Source organism: Pseudomonas sp. CM27, assembly GCF_013179515.1.
In the GTDB taxonomy this organism is placed as follows: Bacteria; Pseudomonadota; Gammaproteobacteria; order Pseudomonadales; family Pseudomonadaceae; genus Aquipseudomonas.
The window spans coordinates 1-17,581 of record NZ_JABMCN010000118.1; the positions used below are offsets into that span (position 1 = coordinate 1).

17 protein-coding genes are annotated in these 17,581 nt (G+C 66.3%); 9 read left to right on the top strand and 8 right to left on the bottom strand.

All coding sequences use genetic code 11. The features are described 5' to 3' along the window. The 5 genes from HP547_RS15815 to HP547_RS15835 form a co-directional block, all read right to left on the bottom strand. A partial coding sequence (locus tag HP547_RS15815) for a class I SAM-dependent methyltransferase (RefSeq protein WP_172286779.1) occupies positions 1–555 on the bottom strand: 555 nt, incomplete at its 3' end. Then, a complete protein-coding gene (locus tag HP547_RS15820) occupies positions 530–1,339 on the bottom strand; it encodes a DUF1365 family protein (protein WP_172286780.1) in 810 nt (269 codons plus the stop codon). The genes HP547_RS15815 and HP547_RS15820, both read right to left, overlap by 26 nt. Continuing rightward, positions 1,336–2,583 (bottom strand): NAD(P)/FAD-dependent oxidoreductase, encoded by a 1,248-nt coding sequence (locus HP547_RS15825; RefSeq protein WP_172286781.1) that lies wholly within the window; start codon positions 2,581–2,583, stop codon positions 1,336–1,338. The genes HP547_RS15820 and HP547_RS15825 overlap by 4 nt, the downstream gene beginning before the upstream one ends. A gap of 6 nt (positions 2,584–2,589) precedes the next feature. Beyond that, on the bottom strand, positions 2,590–3,342 hold the full coding sequence (locus HP547_RS15830; RefSeq protein WP_172221425.1) for an SDR family oxidoreductase: 753 nt from the start codon (positions 3,340–3,342) through the stop codon (positions 2,590–2,592). After that, complete coding sequence (locus tag HP547_RS15835) at positions 3,339–3,761, bottom strand: nuclear transport factor 2 family protein (protein WP_172221422.1); 423 nt, start codon at positions 3,759–3,761, stop codon at positions 3,339–3,341. Before HP547_RS15835 ends, HP547_RS15830 begins: the two co-directional genes overlap by 4 nt. Before the next feature lie 264 nt (positions 3,762–4,025). Between HP547_RS15835 and HP547_RS15840 the strand changes: the two genes are divergently transcribed. The 3 genes from HP547_RS15840 (at position 4,026) to HP547_RS15850 (ending at position 8,127) form a co-directional block, all read left to right on the top strand. Beyond that, positions 4,026–5,573 carry an AMP-binding protein gene (locus HP547_RS15840; RefSeq protein WP_172286782.1) on the top strand — a complete coding sequence of 516 codons (1,548 nt, stop codon included), beginning with the start codon at positions 4,026–4,028 and terminating at the stop codon, positions 5,571–5,573. A 15-nt stretch (positions 5,574–5,588) separates the two neighbouring features. Further along, entirely contained in the window at positions 5,589–6,752 is a 1,164-nt protein-coding gene (locus HP547_RS15845) for an acyl-CoA dehydrogenase family protein (RefSeq protein WP_172221417.1), read from the top strand. A gap of 64 nt (positions 6,753–6,816) precedes the next feature. Further along, on the top strand, positions 6,817–8,127 hold the full coding sequence (locus tag HP547_RS15850; protein ID WP_172286783.1) for an MFS transporter: 1,311 nt from the start codon (positions 6,817–6,819) through the stop codon (positions 8,125–8,127). Here the strand turns inward: HP547_RS15850 and HP547_RS15855 are convergent. Then, positions 8,112–9,074, bottom strand: coding sequence for a LysR family transcriptional regulator (locus HP547_RS15855; RefSeq protein ID WP_172221411.1), 963 nt, complete (start codon positions 9,072–9,074; stop codon positions 8,112–8,114). The genes HP547_RS15850 and HP547_RS15855 overlap by 16 nt on opposite strands. Before the next feature lie 150 nt (positions 9,075–9,224). Between HP547_RS15855 and HP547_RS15860 the strand changes: the two genes are divergently transcribed. The 3 genes from HP547_RS15860 to HP547_RS15870 are packed head-to-tail and all read left to right on the top strand — an operon-like array spanning position 9,225 to position 11,253. Continuing rightward, positions 9,225–10,562, top strand: a complete 1,338-nt coding sequence (locus HP547_RS15860) for a DUF1329 domain-containing protein (protein ID WP_172286784.1) — start codon at positions 9,225–9,227, stop codon at positions 10,560–10,562. A gap of 12 nt (positions 10,563–10,574) precedes the next feature. Further along, positions 10,575–10,964 (top strand): YidH family protein, encoded by a 390-nt coding sequence (locus HP547_RS15865; RefSeq protein ID WP_172286785.1) that lies wholly within the window; start codon positions 10,575–10,577, stop codon positions 10,962–10,964. Further along, positions 10,954–11,253: a DUF202 domain-containing protein gene (locus HP547_RS15870; RefSeq protein ID WP_172221402.1), complete on the top strand. Its 300-nt coding sequence runs from the start codon at positions 10,954–10,956 to the stop codon at positions 11,251–11,253. Before HP547_RS15865 ends, HP547_RS15870 begins: the two co-directional genes overlap by 11 nt. An 18-nt stretch (positions 11,254–11,271) precedes the next feature. Here the strand turns inward: HP547_RS15870 and HP547_RS15875 are convergent, their stop codons facing one another. Both HP547_RS15875 and HP547_RS15880 read right to left on the bottom strand, forming a co-directional pair. After that, a complete protein-coding gene (locus HP547_RS15875) occupies positions 11,272–13,197 on the bottom strand; it encodes an alkyl/aryl-sulfatase (protein WP_172286786.1) in 1,926 nt (641 codons plus the stop codon). Between the two features lie 101 nt (positions 13,198–13,298). After that, positions 13,299–14,198, bottom strand: coding sequence for a LysR family transcriptional regulator (locus HP547_RS15880; RefSeq protein WP_172221396.1), 900 nt, complete (start codon positions 14,196–14,198; stop codon positions 13,299–13,301). A 67-nt stretch (positions 14,199–14,265) separates the two neighbouring features. On the opposite strand from HP547_RS15880, the gene HP547_RS15885 reads away from it, so the two are divergent. From HP547_RS15885 to HP547_RS15895, 3 genes are all read left to right on the top strand, one after another. Continuing rightward, positions 14,266–15,537: a 3-hydroxyacyl-CoA dehydrogenase gene (locus HP547_RS15885; protein ID WP_175586257.1), complete on the top strand. Its 1,272-nt coding sequence runs from the start codon at positions 14,266–14,268 to the stop codon at positions 15,535–15,537. Beyond that, positions 15,534–17,321, top strand: a complete 1,788-nt coding sequence (locus tag HP547_RS15890; RefSeq protein ID WP_172286788.1) for an acyl-CoA dehydrogenase C-terminal domain-containing protein — start codon at positions 15,534–15,536, stop codon at positions 17,319–17,321. The genes HP547_RS15885 and HP547_RS15890 overlap by 4 nt, the downstream gene beginning before the upstream one ends. Before the next feature lie 43 nt (positions 17,322–17,364). Further along, on the top strand, positions 17,365–17,581 hold a 217-nt coding region (locus HP547_RS15895), incomplete at its 3' end, for an iron-containing alcohol dehydrogenase (protein WP_172286789.1).

Genomic DNA, 17,581 nt, shown 5'->3' on the forward strand with positions numbered 1-17,581 from the left:
GCAGACGCGCTGCAGCTTGTTCAGCTGCGCCTGCTCCAGGGATTGTGCAGGGTGCTCGAACTGCGCGGCGGAATACATCATGGTGCGATCGAGCAACTGCTCGAACAGGGCATTGCCCAGGTCGTAGTGGGCCAGGATATTGCGCCGCGCGCCGCGCCGGCTGTTGCGGTTGAGCCGGTGCAGCAGGCGCAGGGCCGGGCGCCCAAGGCGCGCCAAGCCGCCTTCCAGGGCATCGAGGACCTCCAGGTTGGCGACGAACAGGCGCGTCACCAGCGCCAGGTCCGGGCTGCGCCAGTAACCATGAATGTAGGCCTCGCCAGCGCCGATCGAACCATTGCCGGCAATCAGCCCCCAGGCGGCGTCATCGAGCACCTCCAGCTCGGCCTGCAAGGGGCTGTCGGCATCACCGAAGCTCCATTGCTGGCCGTGGCTGAGCAGGCGCAAGTGGCCATGGCGCAGCTTGCCCAACAGGGCCAGCACGGCGCCTCGCGCGAGCCCGCCGAGCCAGGGCCCCAGGCCTGCGGACTTGCTAACGCTCAGGGTCGGGTCGGACATGGTCAGGTTCCTCGCAAGGTTGGCCAAGCGCCAGGTCGCCCGTGTGCTTGGCATGTTCATGGATGGGGGTACGTTTGAGCAGCAGGCGCAGGGCCTGCCAGTAGATGGCCGAGACCGTGCGCAGGCTCATCCACGGGAAGGCCAGGATGTAACCATGTACGGCGCGCCGATCGAGCGGTGCACGGCGCAGGGCCAGGTCGGCTTCGAAGACCTTGTGGCCGGCCTGCCAGTTCTGCATGTGGATGCGCAGGTGTGCCGGATCGAGGTGGAATCGCAGGCGATAGTCCATCGCCACCGGCATGAACGGCGAGACGTGAAAGGCCTTGGCCATGTGGAACGAACTCGTCAGGTCGCCGTGCACCGGCAGCACATAGTGAAAGCGTTCGCGCCACGGTGTGTTGCGCACCTCCAGCAGGATCGCCGCCAACTGCCCATCGGCGTCATGGCAGAAGTAGAAGCTCACCGGGTTGAACGACAGGCCCCAGCAACGCAGCTGCGACAGCAGGCGCACCGGCCCGCTGGGGATATGGCCAGTGGCCCTGCCGACCAGCACGCGTGCGGCCTGGGCCAGTGGCATGCCTTGGCCGGTCAGGCTCGGCAGGTAGTCGGTCTCGCGCCAGCTCAGCGGCGCCAGGCGCCAGCGCCGCAGCCAGGGTGACAGGCCCAGCCAATGACTTTGCTCGTCCAGGTCCAGCTCGAACATGCCCACCCGGTAGCGAAACGTGTGGGGCCGCGGCGTCAGGCGCCGATGGCTGACCCAGCCCAGGCACAGTGCGCTGTTCACAGCTGCTCCCCGAAGTGGCTGGCCACCTGCAGGGCGCTGACCACGCCGTCTTCGTGAAAGCCGTTGCCCCAGTAGGCGCCACAGAAATAACTGTGCGCCTGCCCCTGCAGGCGGGGCTGCCGCGATTGCGCCTCGGCGGCGGCCACGCTGTACTGCGGGTGGGCGTAGCGAAAACGGGCGAGAATCTGTGCCGGGTCTACCAGCGCGGTCTGGTTCAGGCTGACGCAGAAGGTCGCCGGGGCCTGCAGGCCCTGCAGGATGTTCATGTTGTAGGTGACGGCAGCCGGGGCCTGGGCGTTGCCGCCAAGGCGGTAGTTCCAACTGGCCCAGGCCTGTCGGCGGCGCGGCAGCAGACGCGTGTCTGTATGCAGCACGACGTCGTTCTCGGCATAGCGGATCGCGCCCAGTACTGCTTGCTCCTCGGCGCTGGGGGCCTCGAGCAGGCTCAGGGCCTGGTCGCTGTGGCAGGCGAACACGACCTTGTCGAAACGTTCGCTGCCAGCGGCGCTGAACAGTGCCACCCCCGCTTCGTCGCGGCTAACCCGCTGTACCATACAGCCAAGGCGAATGCTGCTGGCGAACGGCTGGCAAAGCGGCCCGACATAACTGCGCGAACCGCCCTCGATAACCCGCCACTGCGGGCGCTCATCCACCGACAGCAAACCATGGTTGCGGCAGAACGTGACGAAGAAACGCAGCGGGAAGGCGAGCATGTCGGCGCAGGACATCGACCAGATCGCCGAGCCCATCGGCACGATGTAATGTTCGATGAAGCGTTGCCGGTAGCCATGGGTTTCGAGATAGGCGCCGAGCGTGGTGCCAGGGTCGATGCGGCGGGCGTCAAGGTCTGCCGGCGCCTGCCGGTTGAAGCGCAGGATGTCGCGCAGCATGCCCCAGAACCCCGGCGACATCAGGTTGCTGCGTTGGGCGAACAAGGTATTCAGGCTGTGGCCGTTGTATTCCAGGCCGCTGCGCGGCTCATGCACCGAAAAACTCATCTCTGTGGGCCGCGAAGCCACCCCGAGTTGGCCCAGCAGGCGGATGAAGTTGGGGTAGGTCCAGTCGTTGAAAACGATGAAACCGGTGTCGACGGCATACTGCTGCCCACCCCACGACACATCCACCGTGTGGGTGTGGCCGCCAACCCGCTGCTCGGCTTCGAACACCGTCACCGCGTGCTTGCGCGACAGCAGGTAGGCGCAGGTCAGGCCGGCGATGCCGCTGCCGATGATGGCGATACGCATGGTCAGTCAGTCCTGTTCGTGGCGGGCCAGGCGCTGCCCCAGGGCCAGGCGCAGGCGCGCCGGCAAAGCCCCAAGCAGGCGCAAGGCAAAAGTGAAAAGGCCGGGAAAGTTGATTTCCAGGGGGCGCCGGGGCAGGCGCCGTGCGATGTACCTGGCGGCGCGCGGCGCCGTCCACAGTTGCGGCATGGGGAAGTCGTTGCGGCGGGTCAGGGGCGTGTCGACGAAGCCGGGGCTGACCAACGTGGTGGCGATGCCTTCGTGGGCCAGGTCGATCCGCAGGGATTCCACCAGATAGCGCACGGCAGCCTTGGACGCGCCATAAGCGCCGGCGCGAGGCAAGGCCAGCCAGCTGACCGAGCTGCCCATCACCACCAGCTGTGGTTGCCGACCAGCGCGCAGCAAGGGCAAGGCGGCCGCGAGGCAATGGCTGAGGGCGAGGACGTTGGTGCGCATTACCCGTTCGACCAAGGCCGGGTCGAAGTGGCCCGGTTCCAGGTACTCGCACGTGCCAGCGTTGAGCACGACCATATCCAGTGCGCCCCATGCCTGCCCGATGTGCGCCGCGATAGCGGCCACCTGGTCCGGGTCGTCAAGGTCGCCGACAGCCAGCAGCGTCTGCTCGGGGAAGCGCTCGGTCAACGGCGCCAGGCGTTCGGCGTCGCGCCCGCCCAGTGCCAGTTGGTGACCCTGTTCGAGTAGGCATTGCGCCAAAGCAGCGCCGATGCCACTGCTCGCGCCGGTCAGCCAGCAGCGGCTCATGCCAGGCGACCCTTGAGCCAGCGGATGGCGCTGCCCATCACCGGTATGTGCTCGTAGAGCAGGGCGCCGGCGTCGAAATAGTCCTGATGCAGGAATACACGCTCACGCCATTGCAGGTAACTGCAGCCTTGCAGGCTGACGGTGCGGCCCCCGGCAAGGCGCGGGTGGCGGAACTGCAGGACCCAGCGCAGGTAGCCTCGCCCGGGCGCCACTTCGTCCGCATCGAGGAAGGTGTAGTGGATATCCTGTGCGTTGGCGTAAAGCTGGGCAAAGTATGCCCTTAGCGCCTGAAGCCCTTCGATCTGGTGCAAGGGGTCGCGAAAGCACACATCTTCGCTGTACAGGGCTTGCAAACCATCCAGACTTTTCCCGTCAAGGCGGGCAAAGCGCTCGGCGAACTGCGGCAGAAAGGCTGACATGGGCGGCTCCTGGCACGCCTGTACAGCCTGGAGTGGTTGTACAGGTATACCTGAAGCCTAAGCTGAAACCTGTACAAGTCAAAAATCTTGTACAGTTATTTTGTTTCATAATGACTTCCATACCCCAACCGATCGCCAGCCCCTGCATGTCTGGGCCTTACGCCAGCCAATAAAGTTATGGCCCACATCTGAATCTTGTATTTCATCTGCACGCGCACAGCTGATTAGCATCGTCGATGTCTTCCTGTCGACGAGAACAACAACGTGAACCTTGGAACGATCATTACCCGAAGTGCCCGCTACTGGCCGGACCACATCGCCGTGGCGGACAGCCAGACACGCGTCACATACGCCCAGCTGGAGCGCCGTAGCAACCGCTTGGCCTCAGCGCTGGGTACGCTGGGCGTGGGTGTCGGCGAGCATGTGGCCATTCTCGCCGCCAACCGCGTGGAGCTGGTCGAAGCGGAAGTGGCGCTGTACAAGGCGGCAATGGTCAAGGTGCCGATCAATGCGCGGCTGTCAGTGGATGAAGTGGTGCGGGTGCTGGAAGACTCCTGCAGCGTTGCACTGATCACCGATGCCAGTTTTGCCCAGGCGCTGGCAGCGCGGCGTAGAGAGTTGCCGCTGCTGCGCCAGCTGATCGTGCTGGAAGGCGAGGGGGGTGACCTGGGTTATGCCGCGTTGCTTGAGCGCGGCAGTGAGGCACCGCTGGGCCTGGACCCGGCCGACGATGCGCTGGCCGTGCTGCATTACACCTCCGGCAGCTCTGGGGTGCTCAAGGCTGCGATGCTGTCGTTCGGCAACCGCAAGGCGCTGGTGCGCAAGAGCATTGCCAGCCCTACACGGCGCTCCGGGCCGGGCGACGTCATGGCCCACGTGGGGCCCATCACCCATGCCAGCGGTATGCAGATCATGCCGCTGCTGGCGGTGGGTGCCTGCAACCTGCTGCTCGACCGCTATGACGACCGCCTGTTGCTGGAGACCATTCAGCGCGAACGGGTGACGCGGCTGTTCCTGGTGCCGGCGATGATCAACCGCCTGGTCAATTACCCCGGTGTCGAACGCTTCGACCTGTCGAGCCTGAAGCTGGTCATGTACGGCGCCGCGCCGATGGCACCGGCCCTGGTGAAAAAGGCCATCGAACTGTTCGGGCCGATTCTCGCGCAAGGTTACGGCGCCGGTGAAACCTGTTCGCTGGTCACCGTCCTGACCGAGCAGGACCACTTGGTGGAAGACGGCGATTATCAACGCCTGGCCTCCTGCGGGCGGTGCTACTTCGAGACCGACCTGCGGGTGGTCAACGAGGCGTTCGAGGATGTGGCTCCGGGTGAAGTCGGCGAGATCGTGGTCAAGGGCCCGGACGTGATGCAGGGCTACTGGCGCGCCCCGGCGCTCACCGCCGAAGTGATGCGCGACGGTTATTACCTTACCGGCGACCTGGCGACAGTGGATGCCCAGGGGTATGTGTTCATCGTCGATCGCAAGAAGGAAATGATCATCTCCGGCGGTTTCAACGTGTACCCCAGCGAAGTGGAGCAGGTGATCTACGGCTTCCCCGAAGTGTTCGAGGTGGCGGTGGTCGGCGTGCCCGACGCGCAGTGGGGCGAAGCGGTGCGCGCGGTGGTCGTGCTCAAGCCCGGGGCGCAACTGGAGGCCGCCGAGCTGATCGAGCGCTGCGGCCGTGCGCTGGCCGGTTTCAAGAAGCCGCGCGGCGTCGACTTTGTCAGCGAACTGCCGAAAAACCCCAATGGCAAGGTGGTGCGCCGCCTGGTCCGGGACACCTACTGGCAACACAGCGAACGTCGTATCTGACCAGGGAGCATCACCATGTATCAACCCAGTGCAAAGGCTGCGCAGATCATCGAAGCGATCGAGGGTTTCGTCCGCGATCAGGTACGCCCGCTAGAGCAGCAGGCACAGCTGGACTGGGCGCGCCCGCACCCCCAGCCGGTGCTGCGGCAAGTGTGGAAACTTTCCAGCGAGCAGGGCCTGTACACCATCATGCTGCCCGAAAGCATGGGTGGGGCCGGCCTGAACGTGGCCGACCTGTGCGCGGTCAAGGAGGCCACCGTGCTGACAGGCTCCATGCTCGCCGCACACGTGTTGGGCGAGCTGTCGGGGCCGCCGCGGGTCGGCCACCTGTTCAAGGTGGCCAGCCCCTACCAGGTCGAGACCTTCCTCAAGCCGGTGTGCCGCGCTGAAAAGGCCGTGTGCTTTGCCCTGACCGAAGCCGAGGCCGGCTCCGATGCCACCGCCATTACTACCCAGGCCCGCCGCGACGGCGACCACTATGTGCTCAGCGGCACCAAGCGTTACATCTCTGGTGCCACCTACGCCGACCTGGCAGTGCTGCTGGCGGTGACCGGGCCGGGCAAGGGCGCACAGGGTATTTCGGCCTTCTTCGTCGACCTCAACGCCCTGGGTGTGCGAATTGACAGCGATTACTCGGTGATGTCCGGTGGCGGTGCCCATGGCGACATCGTGCTCGATCAGGTGCGGGTGCCGGCGGCCAACCTGATCGGGGAGGAGGGGCAGGGGTTCAAACTGGCCATGGGACGCATTACCCTCAACCGCTTGCTGCATTGCCCCACCCTGCTAGGGATGGCCGGCCTGGCCCTGGAGCTGTCTATCGAGCATGCACGCAGCCGCAAGCAGTTCGGCCAGCCAATCGCCATGTTCCAGGCGGTCAACCACATGATCGCCGACATGGCCACCGAGCTGCACGCTGCGCGCAGCATGGTCTACGCCACGGCCCAGGTGAACGACGCCGGGGGCGATATCCGCACCCAGGCGCCGATGTGCAAGCTGTTCGTCTCCGAGGCAGCCTTCCGCATCGCCGACAAGGCGGTGCAGGTGCACGGCGGCGCCGGGCTGATGCAGGGCCACCCGGTGGAGTGGATTTTCCGCGCCACGCGGATGATGCGTATCCTGACCGGCACCAGTGAGATTCAGCGCAACACCATCGCCAAAGGCGTGCTGATGCCTGCCTGAACGACGGGCCGCCCTTGCGGCGGCCTTTTTGCAACACCCCACAACAATAACAAGAGTACTCGCCATGACTGCGGATTCTTCCCTGCCCAACCCCCGTACCGCCTGGCTGGTGGCCGCGTTGCTGGCCCTGCTGATGCTGGTCAACTTTCTCGACAAGGTGGTGATCGGCCTGGTGGCGGTGCCGATGAGCGCCGAACTGGGCCTGACGGCCACCGAGTTCGGCCTGATCGGCGGCGCCTTGCATTGGTTTTTCGCGATCTCCGCCGTGGTCGGTGGCTTCATGGCCAACCGGCGCCCCACCCGCACCTTGCTGCTGGGCATGGGCCTGTTCTGGGCGCTGATCCAGCTGCCGATGTTGTTCGCCACCTCACTGTGGGCCATCGTCGCCTGCCGGGTGCTGCTGGGCATCGGGGAGGGGCCGGCATCGCCGGTCGCCACCCATGCACTGTACAAGTGGTTCCCCAACGACCGGCGCAACCTGCCGGTGGCCCTGCTGCATGCCGGCAGTGCCATGGGCCTTCTGGTGGCGGGGGCGATGATCCCCTGGGTCAGCCTGCATTACGGCTGGCGCACCAATTTCATCATCCTTGCGCTGATCGGTCTGGTCTGGTGCCTGCTGTGGTGGCGGCTGGGCCAGGAGGGCACCCTCGAGCGCCTGCGTGCCAGCCAGCTCAAGGCCGACGAACCGGCTATCCCCTATCGCAGGCTGCTGGGTGACCCCAGCGTGATGGGCAACTACCTGTGCCACTTCGCCGCCAACTGGTCGCTGGCCCTCACCCTGACCTGGGTGCCCAGTTACCTGCAGGTGGGCCTGGGTATCGACCCGCTGCAGACCGGGCGCATATTCATCATGTTCGTGGTCGTGACCACGCCGCTGAGCCTGCTGCTGGCCTGGTTCTCCCAGCGCCTGATGCGTCGCGGCGTGCCGTCACGGGTGGCTCGCGGCGTGTTCGTTTCGGTGTGCCTGATACTGGGCGGGCTGTTGTCGGCTTCGCTGATGCTGCCTGGCTTGAGCACGGCCGCAAGGGTCGCCGCGCTGACATTGAGTGGTGGCCTGGCGCTGGTGATGTATTCCGTGGGCCCGGCGATGCTCGCCGAGTTCACACCGGCGGCCCAGCGCGGCGGCATCCTCGCCATGGGCAACGGCATCGCCTCGCTGGCCGGGTTGGCAGCGCCGGTGGTGACCGGTTTGCTGGTACAAGGTGCGGGTAGCGAACACCCGGCGGGGTATGCCCAGGGCTTCCTGGTGTGCGGCGCGGTGCTGGTGGTGGCCGGGCTGGTGGGCCTGGCCACCTTGAACCCGCAGCGTACCCAGCAGCGCCTGCGCCAGTCGGCTGCAACTGGCGGGCAGGCGCGCGCTCAGACCGCCAGCTGAGCGCCGAGCCCCGACTCCAGCGGCTCGGCATCCTTGCCGATCAGTTCGCCCCGCCAGCGGCCGCTGCTGACCAGGTCGATCAGCACGCTGCGCACCAGGTCGCGCAGGCAACCGGCAGCGAACGACAGGGGTTTGTGCTGGGAGTGCGCCAAGGCGATGGTGCGGCTGATGCGCGGTTCGACGATGCGCCGCGCCGCCGTGGGTTCGAGCAGTACGCTCAGCGGCGGCCAGTTGCTGATGGTCGCCGCCAGGCCGGCGCGCACCAGGCTGGCGATGCCGGGCGCCGATTGCTGCTCGTAGGCTGCGGCCAGGGGTACGGCGGCTTCCATGGCGGCTTGCTCGATGCGTCGGCGCAGGTGCAGCGTCCTGGGCGGCAGCACCAGCCGGGTGGCGGCGGCTTCGGCGAGGGTGATGGTGTCGGGGGTGCCAGGGGCTGATGCGCCGACCCAGTACAGCGCTTCGGTGAAGATCGGCTCGGCCTCCACATGGTCGAGTTCCTCGGCATTGGGGACCACACCGAAGTCCACCTTGCCCAGCTCGATGGCCTGGCCGCCTTCACGGCTGAGGCCGTCCCACACGGTCAGCGTCACGCCGGGGAAGCGCTGTTCGGCGCGCATGACGATTTCTGGCAGCAGCAGGTCGGCGGCCGTGGCCGGGATGGAAATGGCCACGTGGCCCTTGGGGTCGCCGCGGCTGGATTTCAGCTCATCTTTCACCGAGTCGAGTTTCTGCACCACCTGCCGGGCCACTTCATAGAGCTGGCGCCCGGCATCGGTCAGGGCAATGCCATCGTGCTGGCGGTCGAGCAGCTGCATCTCCAGCTCACTTTCCAGCAAGCTGATCTGCCGGCTCAACGCCGGCTGGGCAATGTAGGCGCGACGTGAAGCGGAAGAGAAGCTGCCGGCTTCGACGATGGCGATCAGGTAGCGGAGCTGTTTCAGGGTCATCGGAGCGGTTCCAAGGGTATGCCGAACTGATATGGCACGTATCCGAACACGTTATTTGTGGGGTTCGAAGCGCGGCTCCTAGTATCACCCCGAAAGGGCGTGCCAAGGCAAGCCCGGCCCGGACACCACAACAACAAGAGGCCAAGCCCGATGAAACCATTTGCCCTGCTGCGCATCTTCCTGTTTGTCAACGCCAGCCTGCTGAGCCTGTACGCGGAGGCCATGCCACTGTCCGCAGACTTGACGCCGGTGGGGGCCGAACGCGGGCCCGGCAGCGACGGACGCATACCGGCCTGGAACGGCGGCCTGCAGGCGCGGCAAGTGTCGCTGGCGGTCAACGGCACCCCGCTGGACCCGTACGCCGATGAGCAGCCGCTGTATGTGATCACCGCCAACAACTACACCCAGTACCGGGAGCAGCTGACGGCGGGGCAGGTGGCCTTGATGCAGCGTTACCCCCAGTCGTTCCGCCTGCCGGTGTATCCCTCCCATCGCAGTGTCGCGGTGCCGCCACCCGTGGGCGAGTGGGCCCGGCACAATGCGGCCAACGCCCGGCTGGTCAACGACGGCAACGGCGTGGAGGGCTTTGCCGGTGTAGTGGCTTTCCCCAAGCCCGAGAATGGCCTGCAGGTGCTGTGGAACCACCTCACCCGACCGCGCAACGGCAGTTACCGCCTGGCTTCGGACAGCATCACCCCGCGTGGCGATGGCCGCTTCGCGACGATGAGCCTGCAACAGAACTTCGCCCGCCCCGACGTTCTGGAAGGCGGCCAAGCGGGCAACGTGCTGTATTACCTGAGTTACCGCATGACCGCGCCGTCGCGCCTGGCGGGCGATGCTGTGGTGCTGCACGAAACCCTCGATCAGGTGGCCCAGCCGCGTCTCTCGTGGCTGTACAGCAGCAGCCAGCGGCGGGTGCGGCGCGCCCCGGCGCTGGCCTATGACAGCATCACCCCGGGCACGGCCGGCCTGCGCACCGCCGACAGCCGCGACATGTTCAACGGCGCCCCGGACCTCTACCAGTGGACCTTGGTGGGCAAGAAGGCCCTGCATGTGCCGTACAACAGCTATCGCCTGGCTTCGCCCCTGCTCGGTTATGCCGCGCTGATCGGGCCGGGGCACGTCAACCCGCAAACCACCCGCTACGAGCTGCACCGGGTGTGGGAAGTGGTGGGTACCCTCAAGCCTGCGGCGAAGCATCTGTACGCCAGCCGCCGCTATTACCTGGACGAGGACAGCTGGGCCATCCTTGAGGCGGACTTCTTTGACCACAAGGGCCAGGTGTGGCGTACCGCCCAGGCCCACAGCTATTACCACGTGACCGGGCAGGCGCTGGTCAACGCTATGGAGGCGATCTACGATCTGCGCAGTGGCCGCTACCAGCTGTCTGGCCTGACCAACGAGCAGCCAAGGCCGTACGCCTTCGACGTGCGCACCAGTGCTTCCTACTTCTCCCCCGGCGCATTGCGCAGCCAAGGGCTGCGTTGACACAGGGCTCTCATGAATTCCGATCACCGTCATACCCTTTGGGAGCGCTGGTTGCTGGGGCAGGGCAAGGCGCCCGATCCGCGTTTTACCCTGGCCAATGAGCGCACCTTTCTTGCCTGGATCCGCACCGCCCTGGCCTTGCTCGGCGGCGCAATCGCCATCGAAACCTTCGCTGCCCATGCCTTGCCGCCATCTGGGCGCGTGGCGATGGAACTGGCGTTGCTGGCCACCAGTTTGCTGGTGAGCCTGGGCGCCGGCTGGCGCTGGTTGGCGGTGGAGCGCGCATTGCGCCGCGAGGCGCCGCTGCCGCTGCCGCGCCTGGTGCCGCTGCTGAGCGTGGCGTGCGGGCTTGCCTGCGTGGCGCTGGTCGGCGTGCTATGGGCGCGTTGGCATGGCGGATAGCACCAGGGATACTGGGCTGCAGGCCGAACGTACGGTGCTGGCCTGGCGGCGCACGCAGGTGTCGCTGCTGCTGGTAGCGTGCATCGCCTGGCGTGGCGAAATGTGGATGGTGGCCGGTATGGCGGCGCTGCTAGCGCTGCTGGGCCGGGCTCGTGAGCGCGGGGTATACCGCCGAGGGCTGGGCATGCTGCACCGCGAGCAGGGCCACGCGGCCGCCTGGAGCGTGCTGCTTTGTGCCCTGGGAGTGGCGGGCCTGGTGCTCAGCGTGTGGTTGCGCCGCTCGCTTTAGGGCGGCGCTGTGGGTGATTCAGGGGGTGACGATATTGAAGCGCCCGTCCGGCTCGTCCAGCCCTGCCATGAAGCGCATGAACTTCATGCGCTCGCCACTGATGTCGATATCACCCACGGTCGCTTCCTTGAGAAAGCCGGTCTGCTTCAGGGCGATGCGGTCCAGGGTAACCTTGCTCATTTTCACCTCGACATCCGCCTGCCCGTTGCGCAGGGTCAGGGCGTAGTCTTCGTTCAGGTCGGTGAAGTGCCAGTTGATGGTCAGGTCCTGTTCGGCGGCCTTGGCAGCATCCACGCGTACGCCCAGGTAATCGAAGAACAGCGTCGGGGTCAGGGCGCGTACCAGGTCGTCCGCGCTGCCGCCTTTGCTGGCGGCCGGCGCCACACCGTTGCGCAGCTCTTGCGCACCGGTCAGGTAGGCGTTGCGCCAGGTGGCGTTCTCGCTCTGGTAGCCCAGTTGCTCCAGGGCGTCGGCCTGCAGCTCGCGCGCTGCGCTGTTGTCGGGCTGGGCGAACACCAGGTGCCGGGTGAGCTCGGCAACCCAACGGTAATCACCGCTGCCGTAGGCCTCACGGGCCAGGGTCAGCACCCGCTCGGCGCCGCCCAGGGCCTTGACGTAATGCGTGCCGGCCTCGCTCGGCGGCAACGGGTTGAGGGTTGCCGGGTTGCCGTCGTAAAAGCCCATGTAGCGCTGATACACCGCCCGCACGTTGTGGCTGAGCGAGCCGTAGTAGTCGCGGCTGTACCATTTGCTGGCCAGCCGTGGCGGCAAGGTGGTCAGCTCGGCGGCGATCTCGGTGGGGCCAAGGCCGCGGTTGATCAGGCGCAGGGTCTGGCTGTCGATGAAGGCGTATATGTCGCGCTGATCAGCCAGGTAGTCGCGGATCGCCGCCCCGCCCCAGGTCGGCCAGTGGTGCTGGGCAAACACCACTTCGGCCTGCTCGCCATAGCGTAACAGCGACTGGTCGAGGTAGTGCGCCCACACCTTGGCATCGCGCACCTGGGCGCCGCGCAGGGTCAGCACGTTGTGCTGCACGTGGGAGGCGTTCTCGGCCATGCACAAGGCCTTGAACTGGGGGAACCACAGGTTCATTTCAGCAGGCGCTTCGGTGCCAGGGGTAAGCTGAAACTCGATGTCGACACCGTCGATGCGCAGGGTCTCGAAGGGCTGTTCGATCAGCCGGGTCGGGGCAATCAGGCTAACCGTGGCATTGGCCGGCACACCCTTGCCCAGGCCGGCATCCACCTGGCCGCGTGGCCCGCGTGGCAGTGGTGCGCCGTACATGTACTGCGCCCGGCGCTTCATTGCCGGCCCGGCCAGCACGTTTTCGCTGACGGCATGTTCGAAGAAGCCCTGCGGGGCGATGACCTGCACCTTGCCGGCCTTGACGTCGGCCTCGTCGATCACCCCACGCACACCCCCGAAATGATCGACGTGCGGGTGGGTATAGATCACCGCCACCACCGGCCGCTGCGGCCGATGGCGAAAGTACATGGCCAACCCGGCCCTGGCGGTTTCCACCGACAGCAGCGGGTCCATCACGATCAGGCCGTGCTCGCCTTCGATCAAGGTCATGTTGGCCAGGTCCAGGCCGCGCACCTGATAGATGCCTTCGCTGACCTTGAACAACCCGGCAAAGGTGTTGAGCTGGGCAATGCGCCACAGGCTCGGGTTGACCGTGGCCGGTGCCTCGCCTTTCAGGAAGGCATAGCGCTGCAGGTCCCAGACGGTTTTGCCGTTGGCATTGACCACGGGCTGCTCGACGGCTTCGAGCAGCCCGCGGCGCGCATTGTCGAAGTCGCTGCGGTCTTCGAAGGGCAGGTGCTGCAACCATTGCTGATTGCTCTGACGGGTGAGGTCGCTGGCGTCCTTGGCCGGCCCGTCGGCCAGCGCCGCGTAGGGCAGGGCGAGGGCCAGCAGGCAGGGCAGTGTGCGTAGGCGCATGGGGTGGTCCTTGTTGTTCTGAGGGCGAACACTCTAAGGACAGAGCTCACTGGCGAACCAATACCACTCTTGCATGGCCACCCATGCACAAATGCGATGGCTCAGCCGGCACCAATGTCCATGATGCGCGCCACCAGCCAGGCCAGTGCCGGGTCGTGCTGGCGATGGGCGAGGTACACCAGCTCCAGCTGGAAGGGCTCCAGGGCGAACGGCAGGTCCAATACCTGCAGCGGCAGCAGCCGGGCGAAATGGCGAGCCAGGGCGGTGGGCAGCACCACGCACAGGTCGGAGCTTGCGGCCAGGTGCGCGGCCTGCAGGTAATTGGGCGTGGTGTAGACGATGCGCCGGGCCAGGCCCTGTTCCCCCAGCCACTGGTCGACCATGCCACGGGTCTGGCCGCCGTGCACCCACAGGTGGCGCAGGGCGAGAAACGCCTGAAGGTCGAGGGTGCCATCCACATCGGGGTGGCCCTGGCGCACCGCCACTTGCAGGGTTTCGCTGCGCCAGTGGCGCCGCTCGTAGCGCGCGGGCACCTCATCGAAGCGCCCCAGCACCACGTCGAGTTCGCCGCGATCGAGGGCTTCGGCGGGCAGGTTGGGCGTCAGGTGCAGCACATCCACGCGCAAGTGCGGGGCCTGGGTTTGCAAGGTGGCCAGCAACCTTGGCATGCACAGCTGTTCGGCGAAGTCGGTGAGCGCGATACGCAGCTGGCGGTGGCTGAGCTGCGGGTCGAAGCTGTCGCCGGCGCCAAGGGTCTGTTCGATCTGTAGTAAAGCCGCGCGAATCGGGCCTTCCAGGGCCAAGGCGCGTGGGGTGGGGCGCATGCGCCGGCCCACGCGCACCAGCAGCGGGTCGCCCAGCAGGTCGCGCAGGCGCGCCAGCGCATTGCTCACCGTCGGCTGGGTCAGCGCCAGGCGCTCGGCCGCGCGCGACACGTTCTGTTCACGCAGCAGCATGTCCAGGACGCGCAGCAGGTTGAGGTCGAAGTTGGCTATATTCATGCGAAAAATACATGGGATGGAAAATGAGAATTTCAAAAATAGTAGGCGCCTGACTAGGGTGAGGGCAATGCCTTCACACCTCGAATCAGGAGCGTCACCCGTGAGTACTCCCTACAACGTTCAGCAGGCGGCGGTGATCGGCGCCGGCACTATGGGCCGCGGCATCGTCATCAGCCTGGCCCGTGCAGGCCTTGCGGTGCTGTGGCTGGACAACGACCCCTGCGCCACCGAAGCCGGCCTGGCGATGATCGCGCAAACCTGGGCACAGCAGGTGGCCAAGGGGCGTATCGATCAGGCCGAGGCCGACGCTTGCCTGGCGCGGGTGCGCCAGGTAACGGCCTATGACGACCTCGCCGAAGCCGATCTGGTGATCGAAGCGGTGTACGAGAACCTGGCGCTCAAGCAGGCCATCTTCCGTACCCTGGACAGCACACTCAAGGCCGACGCCATCCTGGCCAGCAACACCTCGGCACTGGACATCGACGCGATCGCGGCCGTCACCCGCCGGCCCGAACAGGTGCTCGGGCTGCATTTCTTCAGCCCGGCCCATGTGATGAAGCTGTTGGAAGTGGTGCGCGGGGAGCGCACTTCGCCTGCGGTGCTCGAGGCGGCCCAGGCCCTTGGGCAGCGCATGGGCAAGGAAGTGGTGGTGGCCGGCAACTGCCCGGGCTTCATCGGCAACCGCATGCTCGCCAGCTATGTGGCCGAGGCGCGCAAGCTGCTGCTCGAAGGCGCCACGCCGCGGCAGGTGGATGAGGCGCTGCAGGCGTTCGGCATGGCCATGGGCCCGTTTCGCATGTACGACGTGGTCGGCATCGACCTGGAGTGGCGTGCGCGCCAGCTGGCCGCTAAAGACATGGATGCGCCGTTGATACAAGTCGACAATGCCCTGTGCGCGCTGGGGCGTTTCGGCCAGAAAAGCGGCCAGGGTTACTACCGTTATGCCCCCGGCAGTCGTGAAGCCGTGCACGACCCCGAGGTCGATGCGCTGGTGCTCAAGGTCGCTCAGGACCTTGGGGTGCACCGGCGCGCGGTCGACGACGCGGAAATCCACGAGCGCTGCCTGCTGGCGCTGGTCAACGAGGGCGCGAAAATTCTCGAGGAAACGGTGGCCAGCTGCAGCGCTGACATCGACCGGGTGTACCTGCATGGCTATGGCTTCCCGCACGAGGTCGGCGGGCCGATGCGCTGGGCCGACCAGCAGGGGCTGGGCTTGCTGCTGGCACGCCTGGAACGCTTGCAAGGCCTGTTCGGCGAGCACTGGCGCCCGGCCGGGTTGCTGATGCGCCTGGTGGCAGAGCGCAAACAGCTGGCCGACGTCCACGAGGGCCGCGCATGAACTACCGAGCCCCCCAGCGTGACATGCACTTCGTGCTGCACGAACTGTTCGATGTGACGGCGCACTGTGCCCGGCTGGGCAATGAGCTGGACCGCGAAACCATCGATGGCATTCTTGAGCAGGGTGCACGCTTTGCCAGCGAGGTGGTTGCGCCGCTCAACCGCCAGGGCGATGAACAGGGCTGCCGCCTGGAGCAAGGCAACGTGCGTACACCGGATGGCTTTCGCCAGGCTTACCGGCAGTATGTGGAGCAGGGCTGGGGTGGCATGACCGGCCCGCTGGAACATGACGGCCAGGGCCTGCCGCAAATGGTTTCGGCCTGCTTTCACGAAATGCTGATGGGCGCGTCGCTGTCGTTTCGGATCTATTCCGGCCTGACCGAGGGCGCCGTGCTGGCCTTGCACCGGCATGGCAGCGCAGCGCTCAAGCGCGATTACCTGGGCAAGCTGGTCAGCGGCGAATGGGCCGGCACCATGTGCCTGACCGAGCCGCAGGCCGGTACCGACCTGGCGCTGCTGCGTACCCGTGCCGAGCCGCAGGGCGATGGCAGCTACCGCGTCAGCGGCAGCAAGATCTTCATCAGCGGCGGCGACCAGGACCTTACCGACAACATCGTCCACCTGGTGCTTGCGCGCCTGGCGGATGCGCCGGCCGGTGTGCGTGGCATCAGCCTGTTCCTGGTGCCCAAGTTCGAATGCATCGAAGGCGGAGGGCTGGGCCCGCGCAATGCGGTCGAATGCGGCGCGCTCGAGCACAAGATGGGCATCAAGGGCGCGGCGACCTGCGTGATGAATTTCGATGGCGCTCGTGGCTGGCTGGTGGGGGAGGCCAATCAGGGCCTGGCGTGCATGTTCACCATGATGAACGATGCGCGCTTCCAGGTCGGCCTGCAGGGGTTGGGCATCGCCGAGGCGGCCTTCCAGGGTGGCCTGGCCTATGCCCGCGAGCGCTTGCAGTCGCGCAGCCTGGCAGGGCCGGTGGCGCCCGAACGCAGTGCCGACCCGATCATCTGCCACCCTGACGTGCGGCGCATGCTGCTTACCCAGAAAACCCTCAGCGAAGGCTGCCGCATGCTGGCGGCCTTTGCTGCCCAAGCGCTGGACCTGGAGCACGGCGCCTTGCAGCCTGAAGTGCAGGCGGCCGCCGGGCGCCGGGCGGCGTTGCTGATCCCCATCGTCAAGGCCTTCCTCACCGATGTCGGCCAGGAGACTGCCAGCCTGGGCGTGCAGCTGTACGGCGGGCATGGCTACATCCGCGAATGGGGCATGGAGCAACTCATGCGCGACAGCCGCATCACCCAGCTATACGAGGGCACCAACGGCATCCAGGCGTTGGACCTGATTCGCCGCAAGCTGCTTGGCGACGGTGGCGAGCAGCTGCGCCTGCTGATCGATGAGTTGCTTGAAGCGGCACGCAACTGCCGTGCAGACGCGCTGGCCGGGATGGCCCAGGCGGTTGCTCAGCGCCTGCAGGAATGGCGCAACCTGAGCGCCGAGGTGCTCGACGCCTGCCGCTGCGACCCGCAGGAAATCGGCGCGGTATCGGTGGATTTTCTCGCCTATTCGGGCTACGTGCTGCTGGCCGCACTGTGGCTGCGGGCTGCCGAAACCGCCAGCGCGGCCTTGGCCGCAGGCAGCCAGGACAACGCCTTCTACCAGGCCAAATTGCAGGCTGCAGCTTTTTACTGGCGGCGGGTGTTGCCGCGCGCGAGCGCCCATTGCGAGGCCTTGCGCGGCGGCGCGCAGTGCCTGATGAGCCTGGATGAAGCGCACTTCGCCTTTTGACATGGCCCAGCTGTTCACCCACAAGAACAAGAGGAACATGAGCATGCAGCCTTTCAGTTTTGCCACCACTCCCCATCTGTTGTGCGAACCCGGTGCCGCCGGGCGTCTGGCGCAGTTGTGCCAGCAACGCAGCGTGCGCCGCGTGCTGATCGTGACCGACCCGGGTATCGTCAACCTGGGCATGCTCGATGACTTGCTGCCAGGATTCACCCAGGCCCGCCTGAGCGTGGCGATCTTCAGCGAGGTCAGCGCCGACCCCA

Excerpts from the sequence above, each read along its gene's own strand:
- HP547_RS15825 (WP_172286781.1), bottom strand. The coding sequence starts at position 2,583 with ATGCGTATCGCCATCATCGGCAGCGGCATCGCCGGCCTGACCTGCGCC.
- HP547_RS15855 (WP_172221411.1), bottom strand. The coding sequence starts at position 9,074 with ATGACCCTGAAACAGCTCCGCTACCTGATCGCCATCGTCGAAGCCGGC.
- HP547_RS15860 (WP_172286784.1), top strand. The coding sequence starts at position 9,225 with ATGAAACCATTTGCCCTGCTGCGCATCTTCCTGTTTGTCAACGCCAGC.
- HP547_RS15830 (WP_172221425.1), bottom strand. The coding sequence starts at position 3,342 with ATGAGCCGCTGCTGGCTGACCGGCGCGAGCAGTGGCATCGGCGCTGCT.
- HP547_RS15845 (WP_172221417.1), top strand. The coding sequence starts at position 5,589 with ATGTATCAACCCAGTGCAAAGGCTGCGCAGATCATCGAAGCGATCGAG.
- HP547_RS15870 (WP_172221402.1), top strand. The coding sequence starts at position 10,954 with ATGGCGGATAGCACCAGGGATACTGGGCTGCAGGCCGAACGTACGGTG.
- HP547_RS15890 (WP_172286788.1), top strand. The coding sequence starts at position 15,534 with ATGAACTACCGAGCCCCCCAGCGTGACATGCACTTCGTGCTGCACGAA.
- HP547_RS15880 (WP_172221396.1), bottom strand. The coding sequence starts at position 14,198 with ATGAATATAGCCAACTTCGACCTCAACCTGCTGCGCGTCCTGGACATG.
- HP547_RS15865 (WP_172286785.1), top strand. The coding sequence starts at position 10,575 with ATGAATTCCGATCACCGTCATACCCTTTGGGAGCGCTGGTTGCTGGGG.
- HP547_RS15875 (WP_172286786.1), bottom strand. The coding sequence starts at position 13,197 with ATGCGCCTACGCACACTGCCCTGCCTGCTGGCCCTCGCCCTGCCCTAC.
- HP547_RS15835 (WP_172221422.1), bottom strand. The coding sequence starts at position 3,761 with ATGTCAGCCTTTCTGCCGCAGTTCGCCGAGCGCTTTGCCCGCCTTGAC.
- HP547_RS15850 (WP_172286783.1), top strand. The coding sequence starts at position 6,817 with ATGACTGCGGATTCTTCCCTGCCCAACCCCCGTACCGCCTGGCTGGTG.
- HP547_RS15885 (WP_175586257.1), top strand. The coding sequence starts at position 14,266 with ATGCCTTCACACCTCGAATCAGGAGCGTCACCCGTGAGTACTCCCTAC.